Origin of the sequence: Pseudomonas putida NBRC 14164, from assembly GCF_000412675.1 — a bacterium.
Taxonomy (GTDB): Bacteria; Pseudomonadota; Gammaproteobacteria; order Pseudomonadales; family Pseudomonadaceae; genus Aquipseudomonas; species Aquipseudomonas putida.
Genome location: NC_021505.1, coordinates 3,379,082 through 3,404,057, shown reverse-complemented (window position 1 = coordinate 3,404,057; position 24,976 = coordinate 3,379,082). Strand labels below are relative to the sequence as shown.

Sequence of the window (24,976 nt, the reverse complement as noted above, 5' to 3'; positions counted from 1 at the left end):
GCAACGGTGAACCAAAGAGCGGAGTATGTTGTGGCTAAGCTTGCCAACGATGCAACCAGATTGCTGGAGGCCATCGATTACCAGTTGATCGTGACACTTGAGTACTGCCACCAATTGGTCGAGGGGCAGACCCTCTGGCTTGAGGTGTATGGTGATGTCACTGTCAGTGGTAGTGTCCAGGTCGAAGTCAAAAACTTCATTGATGATCTTACTGATGGACACATCAATTTCTGGAATACCCTGAAGAATTGGTTGTCACCGAAGTTCAAGCAAGAGAAGTATGCCGAGCTCATCTTGCTCACGACCCAGTCCTACGGCGCAACGGCAGAGCTGCGCCATTGGAACGACCTCAGCGGTGATGATCGCCTGGCATTGCTTGACAAAGTACTGGCTGACAGTGAGGCGCGTATAACTGAATCCCGGAAGAAGCCTTCCAAGGCCGTTCAGGCTCAGCAGTTCGTCATGGCGGATGAAAGAAGATCTGTTCTGCAGGACGTGATCGAAAAGGTCAAGATACTCTCTGATGAGCCTGGCCTCAAATCGCGTGCACTTGATGCTCGAAGCCGCTTTGGTAAAGGGATTGATCCCACACAGCGTGATGAGTATTTCCAGGCGCTGTTGGGCTACTTGATCGAGCCTTGCCTTGCCAAGGACGGATGGAAGATCACCTACGAAGATTTCGATATTAAGTTTGCTAAGTTGTTCTCGCGGTACGGAAGAAACTCGCGAAAGTTTCCTGTGGTCGATCCGGCGCTCTTCGAAAGCGAGGATAAGTCCGGCTATGCTGATCGGCTGTTTGTGAAGAAGCTTTATGAAATAGAGTATGCCGACAAAGTATCCTCTGCAATACTAGAGCACATGGTGGCCGTGCACACCATCTCCAACGAATTTAAGCGATTCACCGTCGAGAAGATTGACGTAGATAATTACAAACATGATCAGCTGAAACGGCATAAAAGTTTAAGGTCGGTCGAGATGAGGCGCTGCTCCCGAAAGCCTGAAGGGGAGTGGTGTTTCGAATCGCAGAACTTCTTTGATGCCCGTTGCGGTGAACCCGTCGATGGGATGTCAGCATTCGATGGCACCTCGGTGGAGTTTCGGAATGGGGTCTGGCACATGTTGGCAGACGATGAGGATGAACAGGGTAATGAGAAGTTACATTGGAGGCTTTGGTGATGAACTTTACAACCATTGACCACATTCATACCCTGCAGCGCAGTCCGTTGATCGTGGCACCCATTCTCCACGGGTTCTACAGCGAGCTACAGGAAACGCAGAAGAACATTCTCTTCAGCTATCTTGTGCTGCCTTTTGTGCTGCATGAGGCGACGTCTACATACCTGCAGCGTATCAGCGAGCGGAATACCTGGCGCACAATGGTAGGCGATAAAACGCGGATCGCGGGTGTTCATAAACGGATCCAGTCGTTGCGAGAGGTCACCAACGTTACATTGATGAGTCTGGTGAGCGCGGAGTATCTGACGATCGATGATGACATGATCGTCAGGGTCACAAAAAAAACGTATCCACCCCTGAAGGGTTTGGGGCAGAAAGTGGCGTCTGCGCGCAATCTGGCAAGGCTCTTGCAGGATCGAGAAGCTCCTCGGGTATTCAAGTCGCTAGGGATTGTGCAGCTATGAAATGTTACGTCAAATCTGTCGGTGTGGTGGATCGTGATAATGAAGTGCATCAGGTCACGTTCAAGGCTGGCCTGAACATCATCACAGGCAAGTCTTCGATGGGCAAAAGTGCGATTATTGAAATATTCGATTTTTGCTTTGGTAATAGCGACGACACGATTCCGAAAGGTGTCATTACCAGCCGGGCGAAGATGTATTTCACCATTCTGCAGCTAGAGGCTGAGCTTCTGTGTCTGGCGCGAACACGCGATACAAATAAGATTTTCATCAGTGAGGTCAGTGGCTCGCTTGATGAAATTTTCCAGCGGATGAAGAATATTAACGCATTCTTCACGCCGAATATGTTTTTATCAGTGCGAGACTTTAATAAAGAGTTAGGTCGCTACTTCGCTGTCACCATGACGGATATTGATGAAGACGACTCGCCGCGTGAGTATGGGAAGTCGAAGAGCGCAACGCCTTCAGTACGAAGCTTTGCCTCGTACATGCTACAACATCAAAATTTGGTGGCGAACAAGCATGCACTCTTCTACCGGTTCGATGAAAAAGAGAAGCGTGACCAGGCGATCGAGCACCTGAAGATATTCATGAGCTTTGTCGATCAGGATTACTTCTATCTGTCCCAAGAGCAAAATCATCTCCGGGCTGAGCAGAAGAAGATCGAGGCGCAGCTGCCTAAGACAAAGGACGAGAAAGAGCGTTTTATTAAGCGCATCGACGGCCTGCTGGCCGAGTACAGGGCGATCAGTGGCACGGATCTGACCCCGCTTACGGGCGCCCAGATTGCGGGTAGTCTCAAGCCGTCTTTCCGCAAGATCCACGACGCGAACGTTCGAATCGACAGTCAGGCAGACGCCTACTCGCTGCGCAAAAAAGCGCTCGAAGACGAGCGGTCGAAACAGACGATCATCGTTCGTGAACTTCAGGACAAACTCCACGCGGTGCAGTCCTCGATCAGCCTCACAGAAGATTTCGGCAAGAACATCGCCGAGATTCCGGTGCCGGAGTACGCCGAGGTTAGCGACGCGTATTGCCCATTCTGCGATGCGCCCCATGATCAAGTGGAGGTGGAGGCGAACAAGCTGACCGCCGCGATTGGCTGGATGAACCGTGAGCTCAAAACCACGTCCTACGCGCGGGAGAGTTTCAGAGATGAGGAAAACAAACTCATCAAATCGCTGGCCAAGGAAAAGGATGTCCTTTCGGGTATCCAGACCAGCATCAACCAGTTGACCAAGCAGGTCGAAGATCTCAAGAAAAGCAAGACGGTTGATGAGATTGCGCTGCGCGTGAAACACCGCATCGAGGGGGTTATCGAGGACTACGATAGCAAGCCTAAAACCGAGTATGAGGGTACTCTCCAATTCATCAAAGACAGATTGGCCGTGATCAAGCCGCTCCTGGATGCCTACAACGTCAGCGGAAAAATGGGCGACCTGAGCGACCTGATCAACAGTGAGATGGCCCGCATTGGTGCCGGGTTCGATTTTGAAGAAGCTTACCAGCCGATCAACCTAAAGTTCGATCTGCACACTTTCGATCTGTGGCACGAGAGTGCCGACATGGGTAACGTTTACCTCCGTTCGATGGGGAGTGGGGCGAACTGGCTTTATTCCCACCTGACACTGTTCCTTGCACTCCACTCGGTGTTCGCGCTGAAGCATGAAGAGGGCTGCAAAATTCCTCCTATCCTGTTCCTAGATCAGCCCACCCAGGTCTATTTCCCGACCAAAATTGACCATGGCCAGGCGTTTGACGCTAAGGCGCTAGCTGAGATGACTGCAAGCACTGATCGTTTGGACGACGACTTAAGCGCGGTAACGAACATGTTTAACAAGCTGGTCGAGTTTTGCGAACAGACTGAAGCGGCTACCGGGATGATGCCGCAAATCATCGTCACAGATCATGCTGACGATTTAAAACTCAAGGGGAAGGCTAATTTCCAGTCATTCGTACGTGCAACTTGGCGTAAGAGAGGCTTCATCGCTGAGCGGCGCCTCGATGCGCTGGTGTAGCCAACCGGGCGCCTATGCCGACCGCTTACCTGAAACGTCAGTTGATGATCTGATTGGCGCCGGTTTTGTGCCGCACGGACATGGGCTCACCTGAAATCGCGGCACAAAGGACCGCAAATGATGACTGAGAACATCAAGAACACGGCGATCACCGCAGCCGGCTATATCTATCAGAACCGGCAAGGGTTGCGGGTGTTGTGCGATTGGCTAGATGCGCCGAGTCGCTACGCAATGGTTAAGTTCGAATGTGACGTCGAGGCGGACGCACCGATGGGGCTGGATGACATCGTGGTGGAGCGTTCAGACGGTATGCAGGATCTCAAGCAGGTAAAGTTCACGGCAAACCCTGATGCACATCCGCTGTCCTGGGATTGGTTGCTTGAGAAGTCAGGCAAGACAGAGCGATCCCGGTCGATGTTGAAAAAATGGTATGACGCATACCGGTCGCTGGACCCCGCGCGGATCGGAGAGATCTCTCTGCTGACCAATCGCCGACCAGACGCCGAGATTGAAGTCTGTCTATCGAACGGCAAGATTGATTTTTCCAAAGTTGTTGGTCCGAGGCGCGCGGCGCTTATCGCCGAGCTTGGCGACGAGAACGACTGCAAGAAGTTTCTCGACCAGTTGCAGATCACGCACAGCGATAAGGGTTACGAAACCCTTGAACACGAGATTGACGCAAGGTTACGCGCGCATGGCACGCCGGAGGGTATCGCCGTACTCAAAACTCTTGCTTTGAACTGGGCTACTCAGAAGGACTCTCCGCCGCCGTCAGGCTGGATTACGTTGCCAGAGCTTCGCGCGATCCTTCAAGCGACGCCGCCTGCACCGCTGCCCGAGGATTTTGCAGTCCCTAAGGGGTATGAGGTACCCGATGCAGTCTTCCATCGCGAATTCGTCGAGGAAGTCATGCGCTCGGCCGGTAAGGCGATTGTCTTGACTGGGCCGCCAGGCCGTGGCAAGAGCACCTACCTCAGCGCTCTGTGCGACACGTTTGCCGAAAAAGATATTCCAACTGTACGCCACCACTACTTTTTGTCCACGACGGAGCGTGGTCGGGATCGCGTACACAGCCACGTTGTCGAGGAGTCTATCCGGTCGCAGATCAAACGATTTCATCCGAACGTTCCTTCTACCTCAGGCAGCCTACGAGCTTTATTGGAAGCCGCTGCATCCCACTACAAGTCGCTCGACAAATCGTTCGTGCTGATCTTGGACGGTCTTGACCACGTATGGCGCATCCATGCTGGAGACAAACAACCGCTTGAGGACTTGTTTTCTCAGTTGGTGCCTTGCCCTGAGAACTTGGTGCTGCTGGTGGGTACGCAGCCAGTGGACGACACTCAATTGCCTGCCGACCTTTTGGTAGCGGCACCTAGGGCAAATTGGAAGATGCTCCCGCCCATGTCCGGCGACGCCGTCCTTTCGTACCTGCAACAGGCAGTGCAGGCCGGTCGGTTGAGCACGCGTTTTGAGCCCGTAGAGCTTGAGGAACCGGAACCTCGTGGGGAGGAGAGTAAGGTTGAAACGTCTAGAGCTTCCGCAGTATATGAGGCTGCTATCGAGCAGGAGTTGCAAAGTGCTGCTGCCGCGCTCCGCGCCAGGACCAATGGGCATCCGCTGCATGTCATCTACGCAACTTCTGCACTGGTGCTTGCTGGCGGCAAGGTCACGCGATGGGACGTCGAGCAACTCACTGGCGATCTGAGCCAAGAGGCGAAGTTCTACTACGGATCACTGTGGGAGCGTCTTTCTCCTAGTTCAAAGGATGCCCTGCGACTGGTATGCACCTTTCCGTTCTTCTGGCCGCGAACCGCATTCGCTGAGATCGCTACCGCGATGGGGCTGGCTGCGCCGGAAATCGAGAAGGTGGCACATATGCTTCATTCGTCGGCCGCTGGGCTGAAGGTTTTTCACGAGAGTCTGGCCGTATACGTGCGCTCGACCGATGGCTACTCCAATCGTATCGCCGAACTGAGGCCGCAGGTTGCGAATTGGCTAGAGACTTTGGCGCCCGACGCGTTGAGGGTGAACTGGCTCTGGACGATCCAGGCGCAGCTCGGTGATCCAGGCAATCTCATCGCCGGTTTGACCCGTGACTGGGTGCTACAGCGCCTGGAAGAGGGCTATCCGCAGTCGCTATTCGACACATTGATCACCGACGCTGTAACTGCAGCGCTTGATCGGGCTGAGTTCGCGCAGGCCTATCGCCTTCAGCACTTGAAGGACCGCATGATTGAGGGCAGCAAATACCAGATGCCGGACGAGGACATGGCTCGACTGGCTTCCTATACGTGGATGCTGGCGCCGGACGATGGAGTGATCCAAGAAATCGTTGCTTCCAGGCACGAGACGGAAATAGAACTTGTAGCGGCGTTGGGACTGGCGCTGCAATTGCGCGGCGACCATATCGTGGCTGAGATGTGTGGTGAAGAAACACTGCGACGCTTCCGAGGTGCGAGTCGGTTCTCGAGCCAGTATGCGACAGGGAGCGGTTTGGATGCTTTCAGATTCCTGGCTGGTGCGTTTGCGCAGTTGGGTGCAGTAGGGAACACCCCGGAGTGGCTCAAGCAGCTTGCAACACGGGCTCATCCGGAATGGTGGTTGCCGTGCGTACGGTTGATGGCCGCAGAGGGGCAACTGGACGAATTGATGTCACTCGCAGCGTCGATGGGTGACGGCTGGCGCAAGCATGTGGTCAGCGATGCCTGCCTCCGAGCTGCGGCTCAAGTCAATGTCAGCATTGTCGAGCGTCCCGACTTCAAAGAGCTCTCGACGACACCCTTTGTTGCTGCTATCAGGGCTGGCTGCACACGGTCTGTGACGCCCTTGAGCGCGGATATCCCGATTGATTGGCTGGAGCTGGACTACCGTAAACGGAGGGTGGGGCTGGCGAGGTTGGTACACCACTGGTTTTTCAGTACCGTGCATTTGAGTTTTTGCATGGCCGCAGAGGCGCAAACTGAATTCAGCATTGTACGCGCACCAATCTATGCGGACCGAGAAAACATTACAGACTTCCTGAATGCCCTCTCGGGCGTCGCGACACAGGTTGCGAATCGCTGGTGGCGAGGAGAGTTTGTGGATTTCCACGACCTCTATGAGTTACTGGAGCCGCTCGAGTACCGACATTTTCGACAAAGCTACGACTGGCAATCGTCGGCTGATGATTTTCGGGCAGCGCTGCATCGCGTGGCCTGTGATGTCCGACTCGGCAGCATCCTGTTAGGACATGACGTCGAAGCTGATCTGACCGAAGCTACGTTGTTTGCCTCACGTACCTTCAAATGGTTCGATGCCGTGTCCTTCCGTGAGCAGTATGCCTTTGGACGTTTGACGAAGATGTCTCATGAGGCCGCCGCAACCTTTGTGAGATCCCAACACGAGCTTTTTGATGCGGAAGTTCGTCAGGAGACCAGCGTGCATTTGCAGACGCCGCTGCAACTGTGTGGAATCGCCGTTGCGCATGGTTTGGAGGACCCCGCGCGTAAACTATGTCGACAGACCTGGGAGCTGGCAACTGGCTTTTCGCATCGCAAAGACCCGACGTTGAGCAAGACTCTTGATGCGATAGGCTTCCTGGTCGACCACGCGCCAGAGGCTGCACGCCAACTGCTGGCGCAGGTGGCTTCTCAAGTCCACTCGGTGCTCGACTACACGGACGGCAGTGGTACCCGACATGTGTTGGCCGAGGCAGACGTGTTGCTGGCCAAGCTGGCTCCTGCCGCATTAGTGACCAAGTATGAGGAGCATCTGAGCGCGGGGCAGTGGACTGCGGCTGAGAATAGTCTGAGTGCTTACATTGAGCAGGGAGTGAAGTCTGGCTGGCAGCTTGACGCGCTTATGCGCACAGGGCTGCATCCGAATGTTGGCAACGTGCTGCAGCGCCTTTCCAAGGAGGGTATTCCGGGTGCCGCTGAGCGACTGCAGGAACTCATCGCTCACGGAGGATGGGATATCGGTGTGCTGGATCGCGAGGAACATCCTCGTTCTAACACCGATCGAAAACCTTTTGATGGTGACGTCTCAGCCTTCGAACCCGAACAACTGGAGGCTTTGCTGGATCGTCTCTCGGGTCGTGGCTACGACGACGAAGCGGTGCTACAGGACTGGTATCGGTATTGGGAGGGTAACGGTCAAGGGAAGCGGCTTATAGAGGCGCTCGATGTTCCGTTGTTGTCGGCCCGGGGGCTGGGCCGTGGTTTACTTCATATGTCCGGTCACGCCTTCCACACCAGACGCAAAATGAGTGGTCTGAGGGCGGCTTGGAAGTATCTCGTGGAGGCACAGATCAACAGTGGCGGGTGGATGAACTTCATGGAAGGCGAAGAGAAGACGCTGGCACGGTTGGACCTTGTGGCGAAGCATTACCCGAAGCGGTGCGACGAATTCGTAAGTGAAACGACCTATTCCATGTTCGGTGAGCCAGAGCGGCCGAGATTGGCTCCGGGCGAAGCCATGGTCTATTTCTATGCGAAGCAAAAGCGCATTGATGAAGCGGTCGCATTTGCGCAGGTGATGGTCGATTGCGTGCTCGAAGATACTCGAACGCTACCCCTGACTATACCGTGCTGGGGAGTCGAACTGGCGACAGCAGACCTTCAGGAGGAGTGATGGACGATCTTCGAATTCTCATTGCTCGTCTCGGATGGCCAATACCTGCAGGCCGATGGTGGACAATGCAGGAGTTGGCAAAACGACTGGGCGCCCCTGCCACAGCGGCAGAAACCGAGGCTGCGCTCCTGAGATTGCTGAACTCGTGCAAGCTTGAGGCGGAAGTCGTCGAGGCGCTTTGCATTTTCTGGATTGCTGCGGCGGTGGAGGGATACGTTGCCAATCTGGACTTGTTGAAGCGCACACCCAAACCGTCCCTGCTGTCCAACCTGTTCTTACAGGCCCTCGGTTTTGAGGCGCAGGCGCTCGATGTCGACCTTAAAGTGGCGCCGCCAGACTTCGAGATCCCTGCTGACTTCGATGGCATGCAGGGGCTGCAACTGGCCAGGAACTTACGAACGAATCTGAGCCGGCTAGAGAATCGGACCTCGCTCCCGCTAATCCGCCAGATGGCGTTCGAATGGACTCAGAACCAGACGGCTTATCCTGAGTCGCCCATACAGGGGGACTTCTGGCACTTTGCGCGGTCGCTGGGCGAAGGATTCGTGGGGCCGTACTCGAGTCGTGCCGCCCTTCGTGGGATTTCTGCCTATCTGCGTACCTTGGTGGTAGCAGAACAGTTGTGGGGGCTGCCGGCCGGCGTCGTTCGCCATTACGCGCTTAAAGCACTGCCCGTTCATCCAGCGCTGGCAGCGCTGAGTCCGTCACGTCCGGCATGGGGGCTGATTCGGGGGGACTTCAGCGGGGGCTCAAAGGTGATTGAGGAAATCCTGCGAGGTGTCGTCGACCGCGTTGCAGCCGAGCGGCCCGGTGATGAATTAGTTGCGCTCAGCTCTCCCGTAGAGATGACGATGGGGCGTTGTGTTGAGGTATCGCTGGTGCGTTGGTTGCAGGTCGGTGACAGTGAGGTGGCGGATCAGGACTTGGCAGTACATCTCGACCCCTACTGGCACGACATGCCTACGCTGTCGAGCGTTCCTACGAAGCCACTCGACGGAAAGATATGGCTGCGTAGAATGCCAATTGATGAGCTCCTGGACGACCCGTCGGCGTCTTTGCCTTTGGCGGGACGGGTTGACTTTGATCGCATGGGATACCTGCAACTGAACCTCTATCCATCTAGATTATTTGTGCCTACTCTCGTGCATACTGCTCAAATCGAGGTGCGCCAAGAAGGCGTTATGCTTGAGGTCCTAGAGGGTGAACAAGTGGCGGGGGATTATTACCATTGGAACTCGGGCTGGGGGCCGGTGCGGCCGACGCAGCTGAGTGGGGCCTGTGGTGCAGCCTTGGTGTCGCGCGGAACTACCTATCGCGAGTTTGCGGCTTCCGAGGGCCAGAAGGTTCGTTCATTCTATCTCTGGCAAGCTCGGATACTTCAGCGGAGCAACACGCACGAAGCGTTCGATGAGATCTTGAAGGGCGGAGTTTTCTTTGTTTAATCAGCTGTCGCTTCCACGCTGACAGGGTACGGCGGCGGTGATACCGGAACGCGACGCCGTTAAGCTGGGCGACCCACCAGCGCGAGGCTGACTCAATCAATCTAAGCGAACGGGCGGCATCGATACTGCTGCAGCTTTGGTCTAGGCGCTGTACGAAGAGAGTTGTCGTAAACACCGCCGGCGGCAGGCCAATGTGACCATGGCCATATAACTTGTTGTGAGCTTGCAGTACGCGTGGCTGGCCGGCAGTGCTCTCTGAGCCAGCCAAATAGATGCTCGATGGCATCCCGCTCCCGGTACTTGGGCTGTCGAATAGCCGCGGTAGGCCGGACTCGGTAATCTCTGGGCGTTGGTCAGCGCCGATAATCCTCTGCGCCAGTCTGTTGGGAAGACTGGTTTTTGAAGATGGTGAGCTTAAGCGGCGGTCTTACTTTCCGGAGCACTCTGGAAAGCGAAAAATCACTGCGAAGACAGTCATCCTCGGTGAGTTGGAGGTGCGTGACTCACTCGTCAGTCGTGGAGATGGGGCAGGCTTTCCCCCAATCACTGTCGGACCGGCAGCTCACAAGCTTTTGCATAGCCTTCGGGGAGGCGAGGTTGAGGGCTTTCGACGAATTTGTCTCGATGCGTTACATTAGGCACATGTGCCTACGAGGCTTTCCATGTACCCTAAAGAAAAGCTCCTGTGGCTTATTGAGCAGTCAGGCGTCACCCAAGCCCGAGCGGCTGAGCTCATTGCCCAAGAAACTAAGCGTCCGTGTAGCGTACGCAGTGTACGCGCTTGGCTAGCGGCTTCAGATAAATCCAGCGCAAGGACATGCCCAGCATGGGCGGTCATCGCATTGGAGGCGCGACTACTTTTCCTCAAAATGATTGCTCGATGATAGATATGTGCCTTGCTTGCCGGACAGCACCCAACGGTTTTGGGTGCATCTTATTGCGCCTATGGGCTGGCGCCCGAATGATTGGAGACACCGCCCATGCTTAAAAACCTGACGTTTGAAGGTGTTGGTCCTGCAGAGAGGCTCGCCATCGACTTCAAACCGCGCCTGAATTTTCTGACAGGCGACAATGGCCTGGGAAAAAGCTTCGTTTTGGACATTGCCTGGTGGTCACTAACGCGTACTTGGCCCAGAGATGGCCTAGCCACTCCGCGTAAGGGCGCCAGTCAGTCGAGTATCGCGTACTGCTATGAAGGAAGCACCGGAGAGTTCGCGTACAAAAGTAGTTTTGACCATGAATCCCAGCAATGGTCGGTCAAGCAGAGCCGTCCGGCGATACCAGGAGTGGTGATCTATGCCGGCGTTGATGGCAGCTTCTCAGTCTGGGACCCGGCGCGTAACTACTGGAAGGGCGATAGGGGAGAGCCCGCCGCACCGAACCGTCCACGTAGTTTCGACTTTTCACCTGATGCGGTTTGGAATGGCTTGCTTTCCAGCGACGGTAAAACCCAGCTCTGTAACGGGCTGATCAGTGATTGGGTTCTGTGGCAGGAAGGTAGCAAACCCGCTTTCGATGATTTGGTCAAAGTTCTGGAAGCACTGTCACCGTCTGGTGTAGAAAAAATGAAGCCAGGGGAGCCGATGCGCGTGGGCGATAGTGTGCGTGACATTCCCTCACTGCGCATGCCTTATGGACAGGATGTACCGTTGACACAGGCCTCGGCTGGAATGCGTCGTATCGCGGCATTAGCCTACCTGCTGGTATGGACCTGGCGAGAGCATCAACTGGCTTACGAGCGTTACCGTGTACAACCGGCTAGAGAGATCATCTTTCTCATTGATGAAATTGAGTGCCACCTGCATCCGGAATGGCAACGCCGTATCGTCCCTGCGTTGCTAAATGTCATGAATGCGCTGACCGGCAGTCGTGAGGTACCTGTACAGCTATTGGCGGCGACTCACTCGCCATTGGTGCTAGCTTCGGTCGAACCTGATTTCGATGGTTCGCGCGACTGCATTTGGGATTTCGATCTTGTCGGGACCGAAGTGCAAGCATCACTCTATCCGTATTCGCGTAAAGGGGATGTGAATGCCTGGCTATCTTCCGATGTTTTCAACCTGAAGGAGCCAAGCTCTGTGGCTGCCGAAGAGGCGCTCGGGCGTGCCCGGACATTCTTGCGGGAAGTCAGTCTACAGAAGGTGCCTTTGACAGCTGAGCAGAGAAGCACCCTTAGTGATATTGACTCGGCGCTTCGAAATAGCTTGAGTGATGTCGATTCTTTCTGGGTCCGCTGGAGCAACTTCCGCGAGCAGAGGTTGGGCAACGCATGATTCGAGTCGAGCCGGCGGATGAGCCTGAGAGCTTTGATGAGATAGTCAGAAAACCTGGTCATCGAGCCATTGCCGAACTGGTAGGTGAGGAGGGCTTGCCCGCGCGTAGAGGGCGGCCCAGGACGGTAGTGGCGCTAACACGCGAAGATATTCCGGCTGACAAGTTTCCACCTGTGTGGACTCATGCTCTACCGGACTTGATGGAGGCCTACGGCCGTCTCTGCGCCTATGTTTGTATCTATATCGAGCGAGTCACAGGTGGCGGTTCAGTGGACCATATGCTAGCTAAATCCCGCGCGTGGCAGGACGTGTACGAATGGCAGAACTATCGCTTGGCCTGCACGCTAATGAATGCCCGCAAGAACAACTACCAGGATGTCCTAGACCCTTTCGAGGTCGAGGATGGGTGGTTTCGTCTCGAACTGGTCAGCTACCAGGTTATACCCGGCGAGGGTCTTGATCCTGTGATTGAGGCGCGGGTGCTGGCTACCATCAAACGCCTGAACCTGAACGATCATGATTGCCTGAAGGTCCGTGAAGAGTATGCAACAGCATTTTTCGATGGCGATATCAAATTGGACTATTTGCGGCGACGCGCTCCATTTTTGGCAAGGGAGATCGAATGGCAGGGTGCAGATGCCCCTATGGAGAGACAAGTGGAGTTGGGGCGTAACCACGTCGATTGATGCGTCGTTTTGTTGTCAGGTGAAGGTTAGCGGCAGGGCTTTGTGAAGAGCAAGCTTACGGACAAATCTATTGATGGCTGTGGGCCGTGATCACTCGACGATCCAATAGCATTCAACGGCGATAGGGAACTGTTGCAGGTGATTTTTCGAGAAGATGATTGTTGAGCCTCAAGCTGGGGGTATCCTTTTCAAACCCTCGAAAGCATGCCCTCAAATATGCCCCAAATGTAGCAATTAGCTGGAAGTAAATGGCTAGTCGAGGCTAGAAAAAAGCAGAAATGACCAGCTAACAAGCATGCACGAAGCCCCTAGAGACTGTCAGGATCCCCAAAAAACATCTGTATCCGCGACCGCAACCACCGCTCCGCCGGGTCGTTGTCCTGCGCCCCGCGCCAGGCCATGTGCAGTTCGAAACTGCGCACGGGTATCGGCAAGTCTTCGGCCCGCAGCCCGCCCGCAGCAGTCAGCACATCGGCGGTGTAGTCCGGCACAGTGGCCACGATATCCGTCCCCGCCAGCAAGCTGCCCAGCCCGTTGAACTGCGGCACCGCCAGCACCACGTGGCGCTTGCGGCCGAGTTCTTCCAGGGCTTCGTCGATGAAGCCGGACAGGTCGCCGGCAAACGACACCAGCGCATGCGGCCGCGCGCAGAAGTCGTCCAGGGTGATACCGCCGGGCACGCTGTCGGCGCGCAGTAGCTTCGGCATGCTGCGGCGCAGCACCTTGCGCTTGGCGTTGGCCGGCAGGTCGCTGGTGTAGCTGACCCCCACCGAAATTTCCCCCGAGGCCAGCAGGGTTGGCATCAGCAGGTAGTTGACCCGCCGCACCACCAGCACAATGCCCGGTGCTTCGGCGCGGATACGCTTGAGCAACTGGGGCAGCAGGGCGAACTCGGCGTCGTCCGACAGGCCGATGCGGAACACCGCATTGCTGGTGGCAGGGTCGAACTCGGCGGCGCGGCTGACCGCAGTGGAAATCGAATCCAGTGCTGGCGACAGCAGGGCGAAGATCTCGTGGGCCCGTGCGGACGGCTCCATGCTGCGGCCGGTGCGCACGAACAGCGGGTCGTCGAACAGGTTGCGCAGGCGCGACAGGGCCGCGCTGATGGCCGGCTGGCCGAGGAACAGTTTTTCCGCGGCGCGGGTCACACTGCGCTCATGCATCAGTGTTTCAAACACGATCAGCAGGTTGAGGTCTACACGACGCAGGTCGTTTCGATTCATCGGTGCGCTTCGCCTAAAGTGGGGCAGGGGTGAATCTTACGGCCAAAGGCTGTTACCCTGCACGGGTTTAGGGGGACCAATTGCAGGGAAAGTCAGGTGCCCAATCGATGACAAGCATGTCGACTATTAATGACCACTGATGGTCTAACCGCCAAAGCCCGGATAAAGTCAGTGGTAATTAGAGGTTCACAAAGGCGAGGTATGCGATGTCCCGCATGATCCGTTTCCACAAGTTCGGCGCTGCCGATGTGCTCCGTTGCGAGGAGCAGGCCGAACCGTCACCCGCTGCCGACGAGGTACAGATCCGCGTCGAGGCGATTGGCGTCAGTTGGTATGACGTGCTTTGGCGCCAGAACCTGGCGCCGTCCCAGGCACGCCTGCCGGCGGGCATCGGCCACGAAATGGCCGGGGTGGTGACTGCGGTCGGTGAAGGGGTCGAGGACATTGCGGTGGGCGACCGGGTCGCCAGCTTCCCGGCCACCAGTGCCAATGACCACCCGGTGTACGGTGATGTCATCGTGCTCCCGCGCACCGCCATTACCCGCTACCCGGATGTGCTCACCCCGATCGAGGCCAGCGTGCACTACACGCCCTTGCTGATCGCCTATTTTGCCTATGTTGATTTGGCACGTGCCAAGGCCGGGCAGACCGCGCTGGTGACCGATGCCAGCCATTGTGCCGGCCCCGCCTTCGTGCAATTGGGCAAGGCCTTGGGGCTGAAAGTGTTCGCGGCTACCAAAGAGGCTGAGCAGCGTGAGTACCTGCTGGGCCTGGGTGCCGACAAGGTGATTGTCACCGAGGAGCAGGACCTGTTACTGCAGGTAGGCAAGTATACCGATGGCCGCGGCGTGGACATGGTCCTCGACGGCATGGGCGGGCCGCAGATGTCGCTGCTGGGCGATGTGCTGGCGCCGCGTGGCAGCCTGGTGCTGTATGGCCTGCAGGGCGGTAACCAGACGCCTTTCCCGGCCTGTGCAGCCTTCCAGAAGAATATCCAGTTCTACGTTCATTGCATCGGTAACTTCACCGGCAAACCGGAACTCGGCATCAGCCAGGACCAGGTGGCGTTGCAGCGTGCCTTGCGCGACATCAACCAGTTCACCGCTGACCAGCTGCTGACACCGCAGATCATCAAGGTGTACCCGTTCGAGCAGGTGGTGGAGGCACATCGTTACATGGACCAATGCCCGTGCGGTGGGCGAGTGGTGCTGGACATGGCGCAACACTGACAGCGGTTCGCAATGCCGACAAACCCGGGCAGAGTCCCGGGTTTTTTGTGGGCGAGCAGAATTGTTTCAGTCCCAATAAAAAGACCATTCCTACATTGAAGTCAGACGTGGACTACATATAAGGCAATGGCCTGTGATTGCGTGGAAATATTCCGCCAACTATTCAGCCTTGAACGCTTCCTGCTAGAGGCTCAGTGTGTCTCTGCAATCTTGCTGAATGGTTTTTTTACCTCGATCTGTATCTTCTATTCGCTCTGCATCCCCCGATAATAGCCCCATGATAGTTTGCGCAAGGAGCGTGGGATGAGCATGGCTATGCCTGAGGATCGGCTATGTGTGGTAGCGACGGGCCGTCGCGGCATTGATGTTTTTTCGATGGTCTGGCGACAGTGATGCGTTACGTCATTACTTCAATTTGGTTGTAGGGAATTTCTTCGGGGTAAGCACAGGACGTATTGAAACTTGAACACAAGATTCAGCACGCGTTGGCTGCATGAAGTTGATGAGGTGATTTCGTGACGGCTATTCACGATCAGGCAATGCACTATATCTACCAGCAAGTGCTCGAGCGCTTGTTGAACCAGATGTCGCAGGCGCAGCGGGCATCATTGCAATTGCTGATACAGCGATTGCTGGTGGCGGCAGGTGGGCTCGAGTGCATCGGTACGTTCCGCGTGCTGGTGCTGCAGGGCGGCGATTGCCGCAGTGTCCGGCTGCTGGCCATGCTGCGTGCGGCGCAACTGAGCATCGCCCTGCGTGCGCCGGTAACCTTTCAGTTGAGGGTGCTGGTGGTCAGCCTGCCGGTGGCCGCCAGCGATACGCTCGAAGGCCACGAGCGGAGTTTCAGTGCCCTGTTCATGCAGGATGACCCGCGGGTTCAGTTGCAGATGATCGAAGGGCGCGACGTGGTGCCCTTCAGCCGTCGGCCTTCGGCTGCGCCCGAACGTGGGCTGCTGGCGAGGAACGGCATGCTGATGTTTGGTCACATGGTCGATGCCAGGCCCGAAGCCCTGCTGGGTAGCCGCCTGCATCTGGAGCTGGCGGATGCCGTGTGTTGTGCATTGCAGGCACCGACACCGGCCGACGTCTTGATCACCGCCATTCCCGTGCGCCAGCGGCGCCGATACCTGGCCTGGGCCCGGCGCAGCCTGCGCCTGGCAGGGGAGCGCGGCCCTCATGTGTTGCATCAGTGCCTGGCGACGCTGGCCCACGGGCTGAGCCGGTTGCAGGCTGTTATCGAAGTCTCTCCGGGCAGCCTGGCGAAGCCGACACAGTGCGCTGTCACGGAGGAGGATCCGTTGCGGGTGATTGCCATGGATGACCTGCTGCCGCAGCTGCTTGAAGGGCAGCAACTTGACGCGATGCTGGGCGGTGGACTCGAAACGACCGAGGATGCCTGGCCTTTGTCGGCATTCGTCGACCCGTATGCGCCGGCACAATTGCGCGAGCTGCGTGCACGCAGCCTTGAGCTGCCGGCTGCTCGCCCGGCGTTGCGGCTGGCAGACCATTCGGCCGACAGCAAGCCTCGCGATGTACAAACGCTACCGCTGGGTAAAGCCTACGGTATCAACCAGACCCAACTGGTGTGCCTGCTGTTCAGCCCGTTCGCCCGGCAGGGGAAGAAGCTTGAGCGGTTTCTGCAATGCCGGCATGCCGACATGCTGGTAGCGTTGCCGTACCTGCACCGGGCCTTGCAAGGCAAACCCTGCCCCGATGCGGTGAGGGACTGGCTGGTGAATACCAGTGGCCTGCCGCTGGGGCAGTTGCGGGCGATCTATGAAGGGCGCACGCCGCTGACGGCCTGGCGCTTGCAGAGCCACCTGGCCCGCCGCGACGTGCACCTCAGGCTGCTGCCAAGACCGTCGTCGGGGCGCCGCCGTGGCCCAGCGGCGTTGCCTTGATGGGGCAAGCGGTTCCTGGCGAGTTCGCCTATCGCAAGGTGTATCGCTACCTGGAAGCGTTGATCGAGCAGGCCTCAGGCGGTGGCCCCTGCAAGTTGCCGTCGCTGCGTGCAATGTCCCGGCGGCTGCGGGTTTCATTGGCGACCGTGCAGAGTGCCTACAACCTGCTGGAGGAAGAAGGCCGCGTCCAGTGTCTGCCAAGGTCCGGCTATTACGCTCAGGTCGCTTCCAAGGCAGCGGCAGCGCCCATGCACCCGCAGTCACCTTTGCCGGTGCAGCCATTGCTGGAGCGTATGCTGCTAGGCCACGAGCGGCGCTTGGCCCGTCAGCGCGCCAGCGGTGTTGCACAGTGGGAAACGTTCGGCGATACCCGTTTGCGCAATGCCGTGGCTGAGTCTTATACCCGTTCCTCCAGCCTGTACTGGCGTGCCGAGGACGTTCAACTGGCCCCTGATGTGCAAGCGTTGCTGGATACAGTGCTCGCGGGGCTTGCCTTGCAGGGCGGAACGGTGCTGGTGCAGTCGCCCTGTTGCTGGCAGGTGCTGCACGCTTTGGCACGTGCCGGCATGCGGGTGCTGGAAGTACCTGCAGATAGCCGCGGCAACCCGAACCTGCGGGCCTTGGCCCGGTTGCTGGGCGCCGAGCCGGTGTGCATGCTGGTCATGCCGTCTTGCCTGGGCATGCCGCAAGGGCGGCTGGTGTCGCCGCACTATCAGCAGCAGCTTGGTCAGCTACTGGGCCAGCACCCTGTATGGTTGCTGGAAAACGACCTGGACAGTGAACACTGTTACAGCGGGCCGCCACGCACGCGCTTGCGCGACTGGGTCGACCCTCGCTCGCTGTTGGTATTGGGGGCATTCGAGACCGCAGTGGGGGCCGAGGCACCTTACGCCTATGTGCTAAGCCATGACGCGGCATTGGCAAAGGCATTTGCCGAACGGGCCTTTCGGCTTGCGCCGCTGCGCCTGCAAGCGCTTGCCCTGATGTTGGGTAAAAGGCAGATCGAGATACACCTGGTAGAGCTGCGTACCGAGCTGGAAAGGCGCACGCAATATCTGGTACGCGCGCTGGCGTTGCAGTTCGGTCAGCAGGTGGCGATGCAGACGCCCCAGGGGGGGCGCATGCTGTGGGTGCGTTTTCGCCAACCGTTGCGGTGGGATTGCATCGTTGCGGCGCTGGCAGGTTCCGCCTTGCATGCACTGCCGGGCAGGCAGTTCAGCCTGCAGGGGCGTTACCAGCAGTGCATGGCACTGGTCTGGCTGGGCGACCAGCCAGATGACCTGCAACAGGCGGTGAGGCGCCTGGCACAGGCACTGGAGCCGCGCTGCGGGCGACCTGCTAGCGTTTCACGCTGACTATGCCTGCTCTTGCCCCTGGCGCAAGCGGGTGCTGAGCACCGCTGCCAGCACCAGCAATGCGGCAATGATCCACAGGCCGTTGCGGGTGCTGCCGGTGGCCTGCTCGATCAGGCCCATCACCGACGGCCCGACGAAGCCACCCAGCAGGCCGCAGGTGGTGACAAACGCAAGGCCCGCCGCCAGGGCGTTGCCACTCAGCCGGCTGGACGGGAAGACAAACAGGATCGACTGCACCACGAACAGCATCAGGGCGGTCAGTGAAAACCCGATCAGGCCAATGAACGTGTTGGCCAGGGACGCCAGCAGCAACCCGGTCGCCATGGTCAGCAAGCCGCAGAACAGCAGGGTGCGGCAACGGCGTGGCGAGGTGGCCAGGCGTGGGAAGGTGGCAGCACCGATGGCAGCCGCAATCCACGGCACGGCAGTCAGCAGGCCTATCTGGAAGGGGGATAGCGCAGCGTAAGTGCCGATGATACCCGGCAGGAAGAAAATCACCGTGTAGATGGTGATCTGGTGCACGAAGTACACCGCGATTGCCAGCCAGATCTGCCGGTCGCGGAACATCTGCCCCAGTTTGTTCTGCTGTGGCGCGGCAGCCCGTTCGGCGGCCAGGCGGCGTTCGATGTCCTGGGCGTCGGCGGCCGACAGCCAAGGCGCCGAAGCCGGGCCATCGGGCAGCTTCTTCCATACCACATAGGCCAAGGCCACGGCAGGCAAGCCTTCGAGCACGAACAGCCACTGCCAGCCATGCCAGCCCAGTACGCCGTCCATTTCCAGCAGCGCACCGCCCAGCGGGCCGCTGAGGATGTTGGCCAGGCACACGCCCAGCAGGAAGTAACCCGTGGCGCGGGCGCGCTGTTCGCGGTCGAACCAGTAGGTGAGGTACAGCATCACCCCGGGGAACAGGCCCGCTTCGGCCACCCCCAGCAGCAGGCGCATGATGTAGAACGACGTTTCTCCCTGGACGAAGGCCATGCCCGCCGAGAGCAGGCCCCAGGTGATCATGATGCGGGTGATCCAGAAGCGCGCGCCCACCCGGTGCATGATCAGGTTGCTGGGCACTTCGGCCAGCGCATAGGTCAGGAAGAACAGGCCGGCACCCAGGCCATAGGCCGCTGCCGACAGGCCCAGGTCGATGCCCATGCTGGCTTTCGCCAGGGCGATGTTGGTGCGGTCAAGAAAGCTCATCACGTAGACGACGATGAGCAGTGGCATCAATTTGCGCAGTAGCAGGCCGTTCAGGCGCTGCTCGGTGGTGGCGGCAGGGGCCGAAGCCGCTGCGCTGGTGAGGGTTGTCATTGTTTTTTTCCCCGTGAAAAGTGCTGGTGGTGTGCCCCTGGTTGGGAGCACACCCAGGCCTGTTGTTCAGGAACGGTTGATATCGAGCCACACCGCGCCGTTGGGGTACTGGTAGCGCTCCAGGGTCTCGGCATGCATTTCGATGCTGTAGCCTGGGCGTTGCGGCGGCATGTAACGCCCACGGCGGATCACCACCGGGTCGATGAAGTGCTCATGCAGGTGGTCGACGTACTCCAGTACCCGGTTGTGCAGCGAGGCAGACACGGCGATGTAGTCGAACAGGGCGATGTTCTGCACATATTCGCACAGCCCGACGCCGCCGCCGTGCGGGCACACCGGCACGTCGTACTTGGCCGCCATCAGCAGCACGATCAGCACCTCGTTCAGGCCACCCAGGCGGGCGGCATCCAGCTGGCAGAAATCCAGCGCACCGGCCTGGAACATCTGCTTGAACATGACCCGGTTGTGGCAGTGTTCACCGGTGGCGACACCAATCGGCGCGATGCGTTGGCGAATGGTGGCGTGGCCGAGGATGTCGTCCGGGCTGGTCGGCTCTTCGATCCACAGCGGCTCGAAGGCGGCCAGGCGGCGCATGTTGGCAACCGACTCCTCCACGCCCCACACCTGGTTGGCATCCATCATCAGGGTGCGCTCCCAGCCAATTTCGTCGCGCAGGATGCTGGCGCGGCGGATGTCTTCTTCCAGGTCGGCGCCGATCTTCTGCTTGATGTGGGTCCAGCCATCTTCCACGGCCTCGCGGGCCAGCTTACGCATCTTTTCTTCGCTGTAACCCAACCAGCCTGGCGCGGTGGTATAGCCGGGGTAGCCTTCGCGCAGCATCTGCGCCTCACGCTGGGCCTTGCCTGGGGCCTGGCGGCGAAGCAGGGCAATGGCTTCCTCGGGGGTGAGCACGTCTGTGACGTAGCTGAAGTCCAGGCAGCGCACCAGTTGCTCGGGCGTCATGTCGGCCAACAGTTTCCACACCGGCTTGCCTTCGCGCTTGGCCCACAGGTCCCACACCGCGTTGATGATGGCCGCAGTGGCCAGGTGGATCACGCCTTTCTCCGGGCCCAGCCAGCGCAGTTGGCTGTCGCTGACGGTAAAACGGTGCCAGAAACCGCCCATGTCGGCGGTAATCTCTTCGAGGCTGAGGCCGACGATCAGGGGGGCCAGTGACTGCACCGCTGCCGCGCAGATCTCGTTGCCGCGGCCAATGGTGAACGTCAGGCCGTGGCCTTCAAGGCCCTCGGCGTCGGTGTGCAGCACCACATAGGCTGCCGAATAGTCGGGGGCGCTGTTCATGGCGTCGGAGCCATCCAGCGACAGCGAAGTAGGAAAACGAATGTCACGAACGCTCAGGTGGGTAATACGTATGCTCATGGTCGACTCTTGTTCTGCTCAAGCGCTGGGAGACCTGACTGTAGGTTGTGGAGCGATACAGGCATAATCGCCAATTCTTAATCAGCGATACCGGATTCGATATGTCTCGCTTGCCAATCGACCCAACCCAGGCGCCTGCCAGCCTTGGTGCATTGAGAATCTCCAGCCGCCAGATCACGCTGCTCAATGCGCTGGGCGAGTTCGGCAACCTGCGCCGCGCCGCTGCGGCGATGCACACCACGCAACCGGCGGCCAGCCTGTTACTGCAGCAGCTTGAGGAACGCCTTGGCGTGCGTTTGTTCGAGCGCTTGCCGCGCGGCATGCAAGCAACGCTCTACGGTGAGGTGATGATCCGCTATGCACAAAGCGCGCTGCATGAGTTCGAGCATGCCCAGGCGCAAATCGCCGAACTGGCGCGCGGGGCCTCGGGCCTGGTGCGGGTGGGCAGCGTCATGGGCCCGGTGCCGGGCGTGCTGACCAAGGCGGTACTGGCCTACAAGCGCGACCACCCCAAAGTGCGTATCTCGCTGGAAGTGGGCACCAGCGATACCTTGCTGCCCGCGTTGCTGCGCGGCGATTTCGACATGGTCGTGGGCCGCCTGCCAGACCAGAGCGACAGCCAGGACCTGAACATCGAGCTGTTTGAGGGCGGTGAGCAGATGCGCGTGATTGCCCGCGCAGGGCACCCTCTGGCGGCGGCTGTCGGGTTGCAATTGAGTGACCTGGTGGCCCTGACCTGGATCCTGCACCCCATCGGCAGCCCGATGCGCCGCCGCGTCGAAAGTGCGCTGCAGGCCGGAGGCATGGTGCAGTCACTGGACATCGTTGAAACCGCCTCGATCCTGGCCACCACCGCCATGCTCGAAGCCTCCGAAATGATTGCGGTGGTACCCAATGACGTGGCCGAGCATTATGCCCGCTATGGCATGGTTGCCATCCTGCCGGTAGAGCTGCCGCTGACCATGGCCAACCTGGGCGTGCTGACCCTGCGCTCGCGGCCCAACTCGGTTGCCCTGGATACCTTGCTGCGCTACCTGCGGGCGCAATAACCCTGCCTTTTCACCTGCCTGAGGCCTGCTGCCGATGTCGCCGGACCTGACCCATTCCAGCTTTTGCAACTGGATCCGCTACAAGCACCTGGTGCTGATCGACACCCTGGCGCGCACCCGCAACATGCACGCAACCGCTACGCGCATGAACCTCAGCCAGCCGGCCCTGAGCAAGATGCTGCGCGATCTCGAAGAGCAGTTCGGCTTTGCCCTGTTCGAGCGCCTGCCACGCAGCATGCCGCCCACCGAGCTGGGTGAATACGTGGTGCGTTATGCCCAGGGTGCGTTGGCCGAGTCGCAGCAATTCGTCGACCAGGTCAACCGCCTGCGCAACGGCGGGCACGGTTTTATCCGCGTCGGCGGCATCTTTGCCGCCACTGCGCTGGTACTGCCGCAGGCCATTGCCGCGATCAAGGCGCGCAGCCCACTGCTGTCGATCGAAGTGGTGGAGCATTCCAGTGATCACCTGCTGACCATGCTGGAGCAGAACAAGCTCGACATCATGATTGGCCGCTTCACCGAAGAGCGCTTCAGCCAGCTGTTCGACTTCCAGCCCCTCGAACCCGAACCGTTCAGCCTGGTGGTCAACAGCGAGCACCCGCTCAACCAGCTGGAAAGCCCGCCACTGTCGGCGCTGGGCGACTGGCCGTGGGTGCTGTACCCGGTGGGCACGCCGATCCGCAACCGCCTGGAACAGGCGTTCCGTGTGGCCGGTATTGCCACGCCCGTCGACAGCGTCGAGACCATCTCCATGCCGATGTTCCTGCAGCTGCTGCAATCGGCGCCGATGATTGCCATGTTGCCGCGTTCGATGGTTGCCGCGCAGCTGGCCAGCGGGCAGTTCAAGGAGCTACGCAGCCCCTTGCATGTACCCGCGCTGGAGTATGGCGTGGTCACCCGCAAGGATGAACCGCTGAGCGCTTCGGCCCGGGCGTTTGTCGAGATTTTGCTGGAAGGCGCCAAACAGCGACAGAAGGAAGGTACGGCTGCAACTGCCTTGGACAAGACCTGATGGTTCACGGGGGTCTCCTGTGGGAGCGGGTTTACCCGCGAAGCAGTCGACGCGGTGCATGGCACCGGCTGCGCCGGTGTTCGCGGGTGAACCCGCTCCCACAGGATATGTGCTGGCTTGAGCACTTGGGCAGTCTATTGGGCGATCAAGGATCACCGCCCGATTACAACTTCCGATAACCACTGGTTATCGCTTGATCGGATCATCTCATTGGGAATGCTGCGCAAGGCTTCTTACAGTGGCAACAGCCATAACAAGAAGCCCGCCGCACCGCCCTGAGAGGTCCCATGCAACTGATTGCCAAGTCCGGTGACCTTGCCGTCATCCGCCTCAACCCGCTGGACAACGTGCTTATCGCCCGCCAGGCCTTGCCGCAAGGCCTGCACCTGGATGCCGAGGCGATTACCGTGCGCCAGCCGATTCCTTCGGGCCACAAGCTTGCGACCGAACGCGTGGAGCAGGGCCAGCCGCTACGCCGTTACGGGCAAATCATCGGTTTTGCCTCGCAGGCCATCAATGCCGGCGATCACGTGCATGTGCACAACGTGCAAATGGGCGATTTCGCCCGTGACTATGCCTTTGGTGTCGACACTCGCAGCCAGCCTGGCAGCGAAGCGCAGTTCCAGGGCATCGTGCGCGCCGATGGGCGGGTTGCCACCCGTAATTACATCGGCATTCTCACCTCGGTGAACTGCTCGGCGACCGTCGCCAGGGCTGTGGCCGACCATTTCCGCCGTGACATTCACCCCGAGGCACTGGCCGACTACCCGAATATCGACGGCGTGGTCGCCCTGACCCACGGTGCCGGCTGCGCAGTAGACCCCAGCGGCGAAGCCCTTGGCTTGCTGCGCCGCACCCTGGCCGGGTACGCCGTGCACCCCAACTTTGCTGCCGTACTGATCATTGGCCTGGGCTGCGAAACCAACCAGATCGAAAGCCTGCTGGAAACCCAGGGCCTGCAAGCCAGTGCGCAGCTGCGGGCCTTCACCATCCAGGGCATCGGCGGTACGTCAAAAACCATTGCTGCCGGCATCGAGCAGGTCAAGAGCCTGCTGGCCGAGGCCAACCACGTGCAGCGCCAACCGGTCAGCGCACGGCATCTCGTGGTCGGCCTGCAATGTGGCGGCTCCGATGGCTACTCCGGCATCACCGCCAACCCGGCACTGGGCAACGCCGTGGACCGCCTGGTGGCGGCCGGTGGTACCGCCATCCTGTCCGAAACCCCGGAAATCTACGGCGCCGAGCACCTGCTGACCCGCCGCGCGGTCAGCCGTGAGGTGGGCGAAAAGCTGGTGGCGCGCATCCGCTGGTGGGAAGACTACTGCCAGCGCATGAACGCCGAGCTGAACAACAACCCTTCGGCCGGCAATAAAGCCGGGGGCCTGACCACCATCCTCGAGAAGTCGCTGGGCGCAGTGGCCAAGGCGGGCTCCAGCAACCTGGTCGATGTGTACCAGTACGCCGAGACCGTGCGTGCCCAGGGCCTGGTGTTCATGGACACCCCTGGTTACGACCCGGTCTCGGCCACTGGCCAGGTGGCTGGCGGGGCCAACCTGATCGCCTTCACCACCGGGCGTGGTTCGGCTTACGGCTGTGCCCCGGCACCGTCGATCAAGCTGGCGACCAACAACCGGGTGTTCGAACACCAGGAAGAGGACATGGACGTCAATTGCGGCGGTATTGCCGATGGCTCCACCAGCATCGAGGAACGTGGCGCGTACATCTTCGAGCAGATGCTGCGCATTGCTTCCGGGGAACGCAGCAAAAGCGAACAGCACGGATACGGGCAGAACGAGTTCGTGCCTTGGCAGATCGGCGCCGTGACCTGATTGACCGCTCCCGCCCCGCTTACGAG

General features: G+C 59.0%; 16 protein-coding genes and 1 pseudogene. 13 read left to right on the top strand and 4 right to left on the bottom strand.

Translation table 11 applies throughout. The features are described from left to right. The first annotated feature begins 30 nt into the window (after positions 1 to 30). The 5 genes from PP4_RS15105 to PP4_RS15085 all read left to right on the top strand — a co-directional run bounded on the left by PP4_RS15105 (position 31) and on the right by PP4_RS15085 (position 9,711). Entirely contained in the window at positions 31 to 1,176 is a 1,146-nt protein-coding gene (locus PP4_RS15105; protein ID WP_016500061.1) for a hypothetical protein, read from the top strand. Continuing rightward, on the top strand, positions 1,176 to 1,640 hold the full coding sequence (locus PP4_RS15100; RefSeq protein ID WP_016500060.1) for a three component ABC system middle component: 465 nt from the start codon (positions 1,176 to 1,178) through the stop codon (positions 1,638 to 1,640). Before PP4_RS15105 ends, PP4_RS15100 begins: the two co-directional genes overlap by 1 nt. Then, complete coding sequence (locus PP4_RS15095) at positions 1,637 to 3,655, top strand: DUF3732 domain-containing protein (RefSeq protein WP_041167758.1); 2,019 nt, start codon at positions 1,637 to 1,639, stop codon at positions 3,653 to 3,655. Before PP4_RS15100 ends, PP4_RS15095 begins: the two co-directional genes overlap by 4 nt. A gap of 120 nt (positions 3,656 to 3,775) precedes the next feature. After that, positions 3,776 to 8,269: an ATP-binding protein gene (locus PP4_RS15090; RefSeq protein WP_041168053.1), complete on the top strand. Its 4,494-nt coding sequence runs from the start codon at positions 3,776 to 3,778 to the stop codon at positions 8,267 to 8,269. Then, complete coding sequence (locus PP4_RS15085) at positions 8,269 to 9,711, top strand: hypothetical protein (RefSeq protein WP_041167757.1); 1,443 nt, start codon at positions 8,269 to 8,271, stop codon at positions 9,709 to 9,711. The genes PP4_RS15090 and PP4_RS15085 overlap by 1 nt, the downstream gene beginning before the upstream one ends. A gap of 141 nt (positions 9,712 to 9,852) precedes the next feature. On the opposite strand, the pseudogene PP4_RS28005 reads toward PP4_RS15085, so the two are convergent. Next, positions 9,853 to 10,039 (bottom strand): annotated as a pseudogene (locus tag PP4_RS28005) (IS5/IS1182 family transposase); the annotation flags it as partial. A gap of 652 nt (positions 10,040 to 10,691) precedes the next feature. Here PP4_RS28005 and PP4_RS15080 point away from each other — a divergent pair. Together PP4_RS15080 and PP4_RS15075 are read left to right on the top strand one after the other, a co-directional pair. Further along, positions 10,692 to 11,984: an AAA family ATPase gene (locus tag PP4_RS15080; protein ID WP_016500056.1), complete on the top strand. Its 1,293-nt coding sequence runs from the start codon at positions 10,692 to 10,694 to the stop codon at positions 11,982 to 11,984. Next, positions 11,981 to 12,670, top strand: a complete 690-nt coding sequence (locus tag PP4_RS15075; RefSeq protein ID WP_016500055.1) for a hypothetical protein — start codon at positions 11,981 to 11,983, stop codon at positions 12,668 to 12,670. Before PP4_RS15080 ends, PP4_RS15075 begins: the two co-directional genes overlap by 4 nt. Before the next feature lie 308 nt (positions 12,671 to 12,978). Here the strand turns inward: PP4_RS15075 and PP4_RS15070 are convergent, their stop codons facing one another. Then, positions 12,979 to 13,893, bottom strand: a complete 915-nt coding sequence (locus PP4_RS15070) for a LysR family transcriptional regulator (protein ID WP_016500054.1) — start codon at positions 13,891 to 13,893, stop codon at positions 12,979 to 12,981. A gap of 206 nt (positions 13,894 to 14,099) precedes the next feature. Between PP4_RS15070 and PP4_RS15065 the strand changes: the two genes are divergently transcribed. The 3 genes from PP4_RS15065 (at position 14,100) to PP4_RS15055 (ending at position 18,378) form a co-directional block, all read left to right on the top strand. Further along, a complete protein-coding gene (locus tag PP4_RS15065) occupies positions 14,100 to 15,122 on the top strand; it encodes a zinc-dependent alcohol dehydrogenase family protein (RefSeq protein WP_016500053.1) in 1,023 nt (340 codons plus the stop codon). Positions 15,123 to 15,637: 515 nt separating this feature from the next. Continuing rightward, positions 15,638 to 17,023, top strand: a complete 1,386-nt coding sequence (locus PP4_RS15060; RefSeq protein ID WP_041167756.1) for a hypothetical protein — start codon at positions 15,638 to 15,640, stop codon at positions 17,021 to 17,023. Beyond that, positions 17,023 to 18,378 carry an aminotransferase class I/II-fold pyridoxal phosphate-dependent enzyme gene (locus PP4_RS15055; RefSeq protein WP_016500051.1) on the top strand — a complete coding sequence of 452 codons (1,356 nt, stop codon included), beginning with the start codon at positions 17,023 to 17,025 and terminating at the stop codon, positions 18,376 to 18,378. Before PP4_RS15060 ends, PP4_RS15055 begins: the two co-directional genes overlap by 1 nt. Here PP4_RS15055 and PP4_RS15050 read toward each other — a convergent pair whose 3' ends face one another. Next, positions 18,379 to 19,680, bottom strand: coding sequence for an MFS transporter (locus tag PP4_RS15050; RefSeq protein WP_016500050.1), 1,302 nt, complete (start codon positions 19,678 to 19,680; stop codon positions 18,379 to 18,381). It lies immediately after the preceding gene. 66 nt (positions 19,681 to 19,746) lie between these two features. Then, positions 19,747 to 21,060: an L-fuconate dehydratase gene (locus PP4_RS15045; RefSeq protein ID WP_016500049.1), complete on the bottom strand. Its 1,314-nt coding sequence runs from the start codon at positions 21,058 to 21,060 to the stop codon at positions 19,747 to 19,749. Between the two features lie 101 nt (positions 21,061 to 21,161). Between PP4_RS15045 and PP4_RS15040 the strand changes: the two genes are divergently transcribed. From PP4_RS15040 to PP4_RS15030, 3 genes are all read left to right on the top strand, one after another. Then, positions 21,162 to 22,109 carry a LysR family transcriptional regulator gene (locus PP4_RS15040; RefSeq protein ID WP_016500048.1) on the top strand — a complete coding sequence of 316 codons (948 nt, stop codon included), beginning with the start codon at positions 21,162 to 21,164 and terminating at the stop codon, positions 22,107 to 22,109. A 34-nt stretch (positions 22,110 to 22,143) separates the two neighbouring features. After that, entirely contained in the window at positions 22,144 to 23,121 is a 978-nt protein-coding gene (locus tag PP4_RS15035) for a LysR family transcriptional regulator (protein ID WP_016500047.1), read from the top strand. Positions 23,122 to 23,408: 287 nt separating this feature from the next. Next, on the top strand, positions 23,409 to 24,950 hold the full coding sequence (locus tag PP4_RS15030; RefSeq protein ID WP_016500046.1) for a UxaA family hydrolase: 1,542 nt from the start codon (positions 23,409 to 23,411) through the stop codon (positions 24,948 to 24,950). Positions 24,951 to 24,976 lie beyond the last annotated feature (26 nt).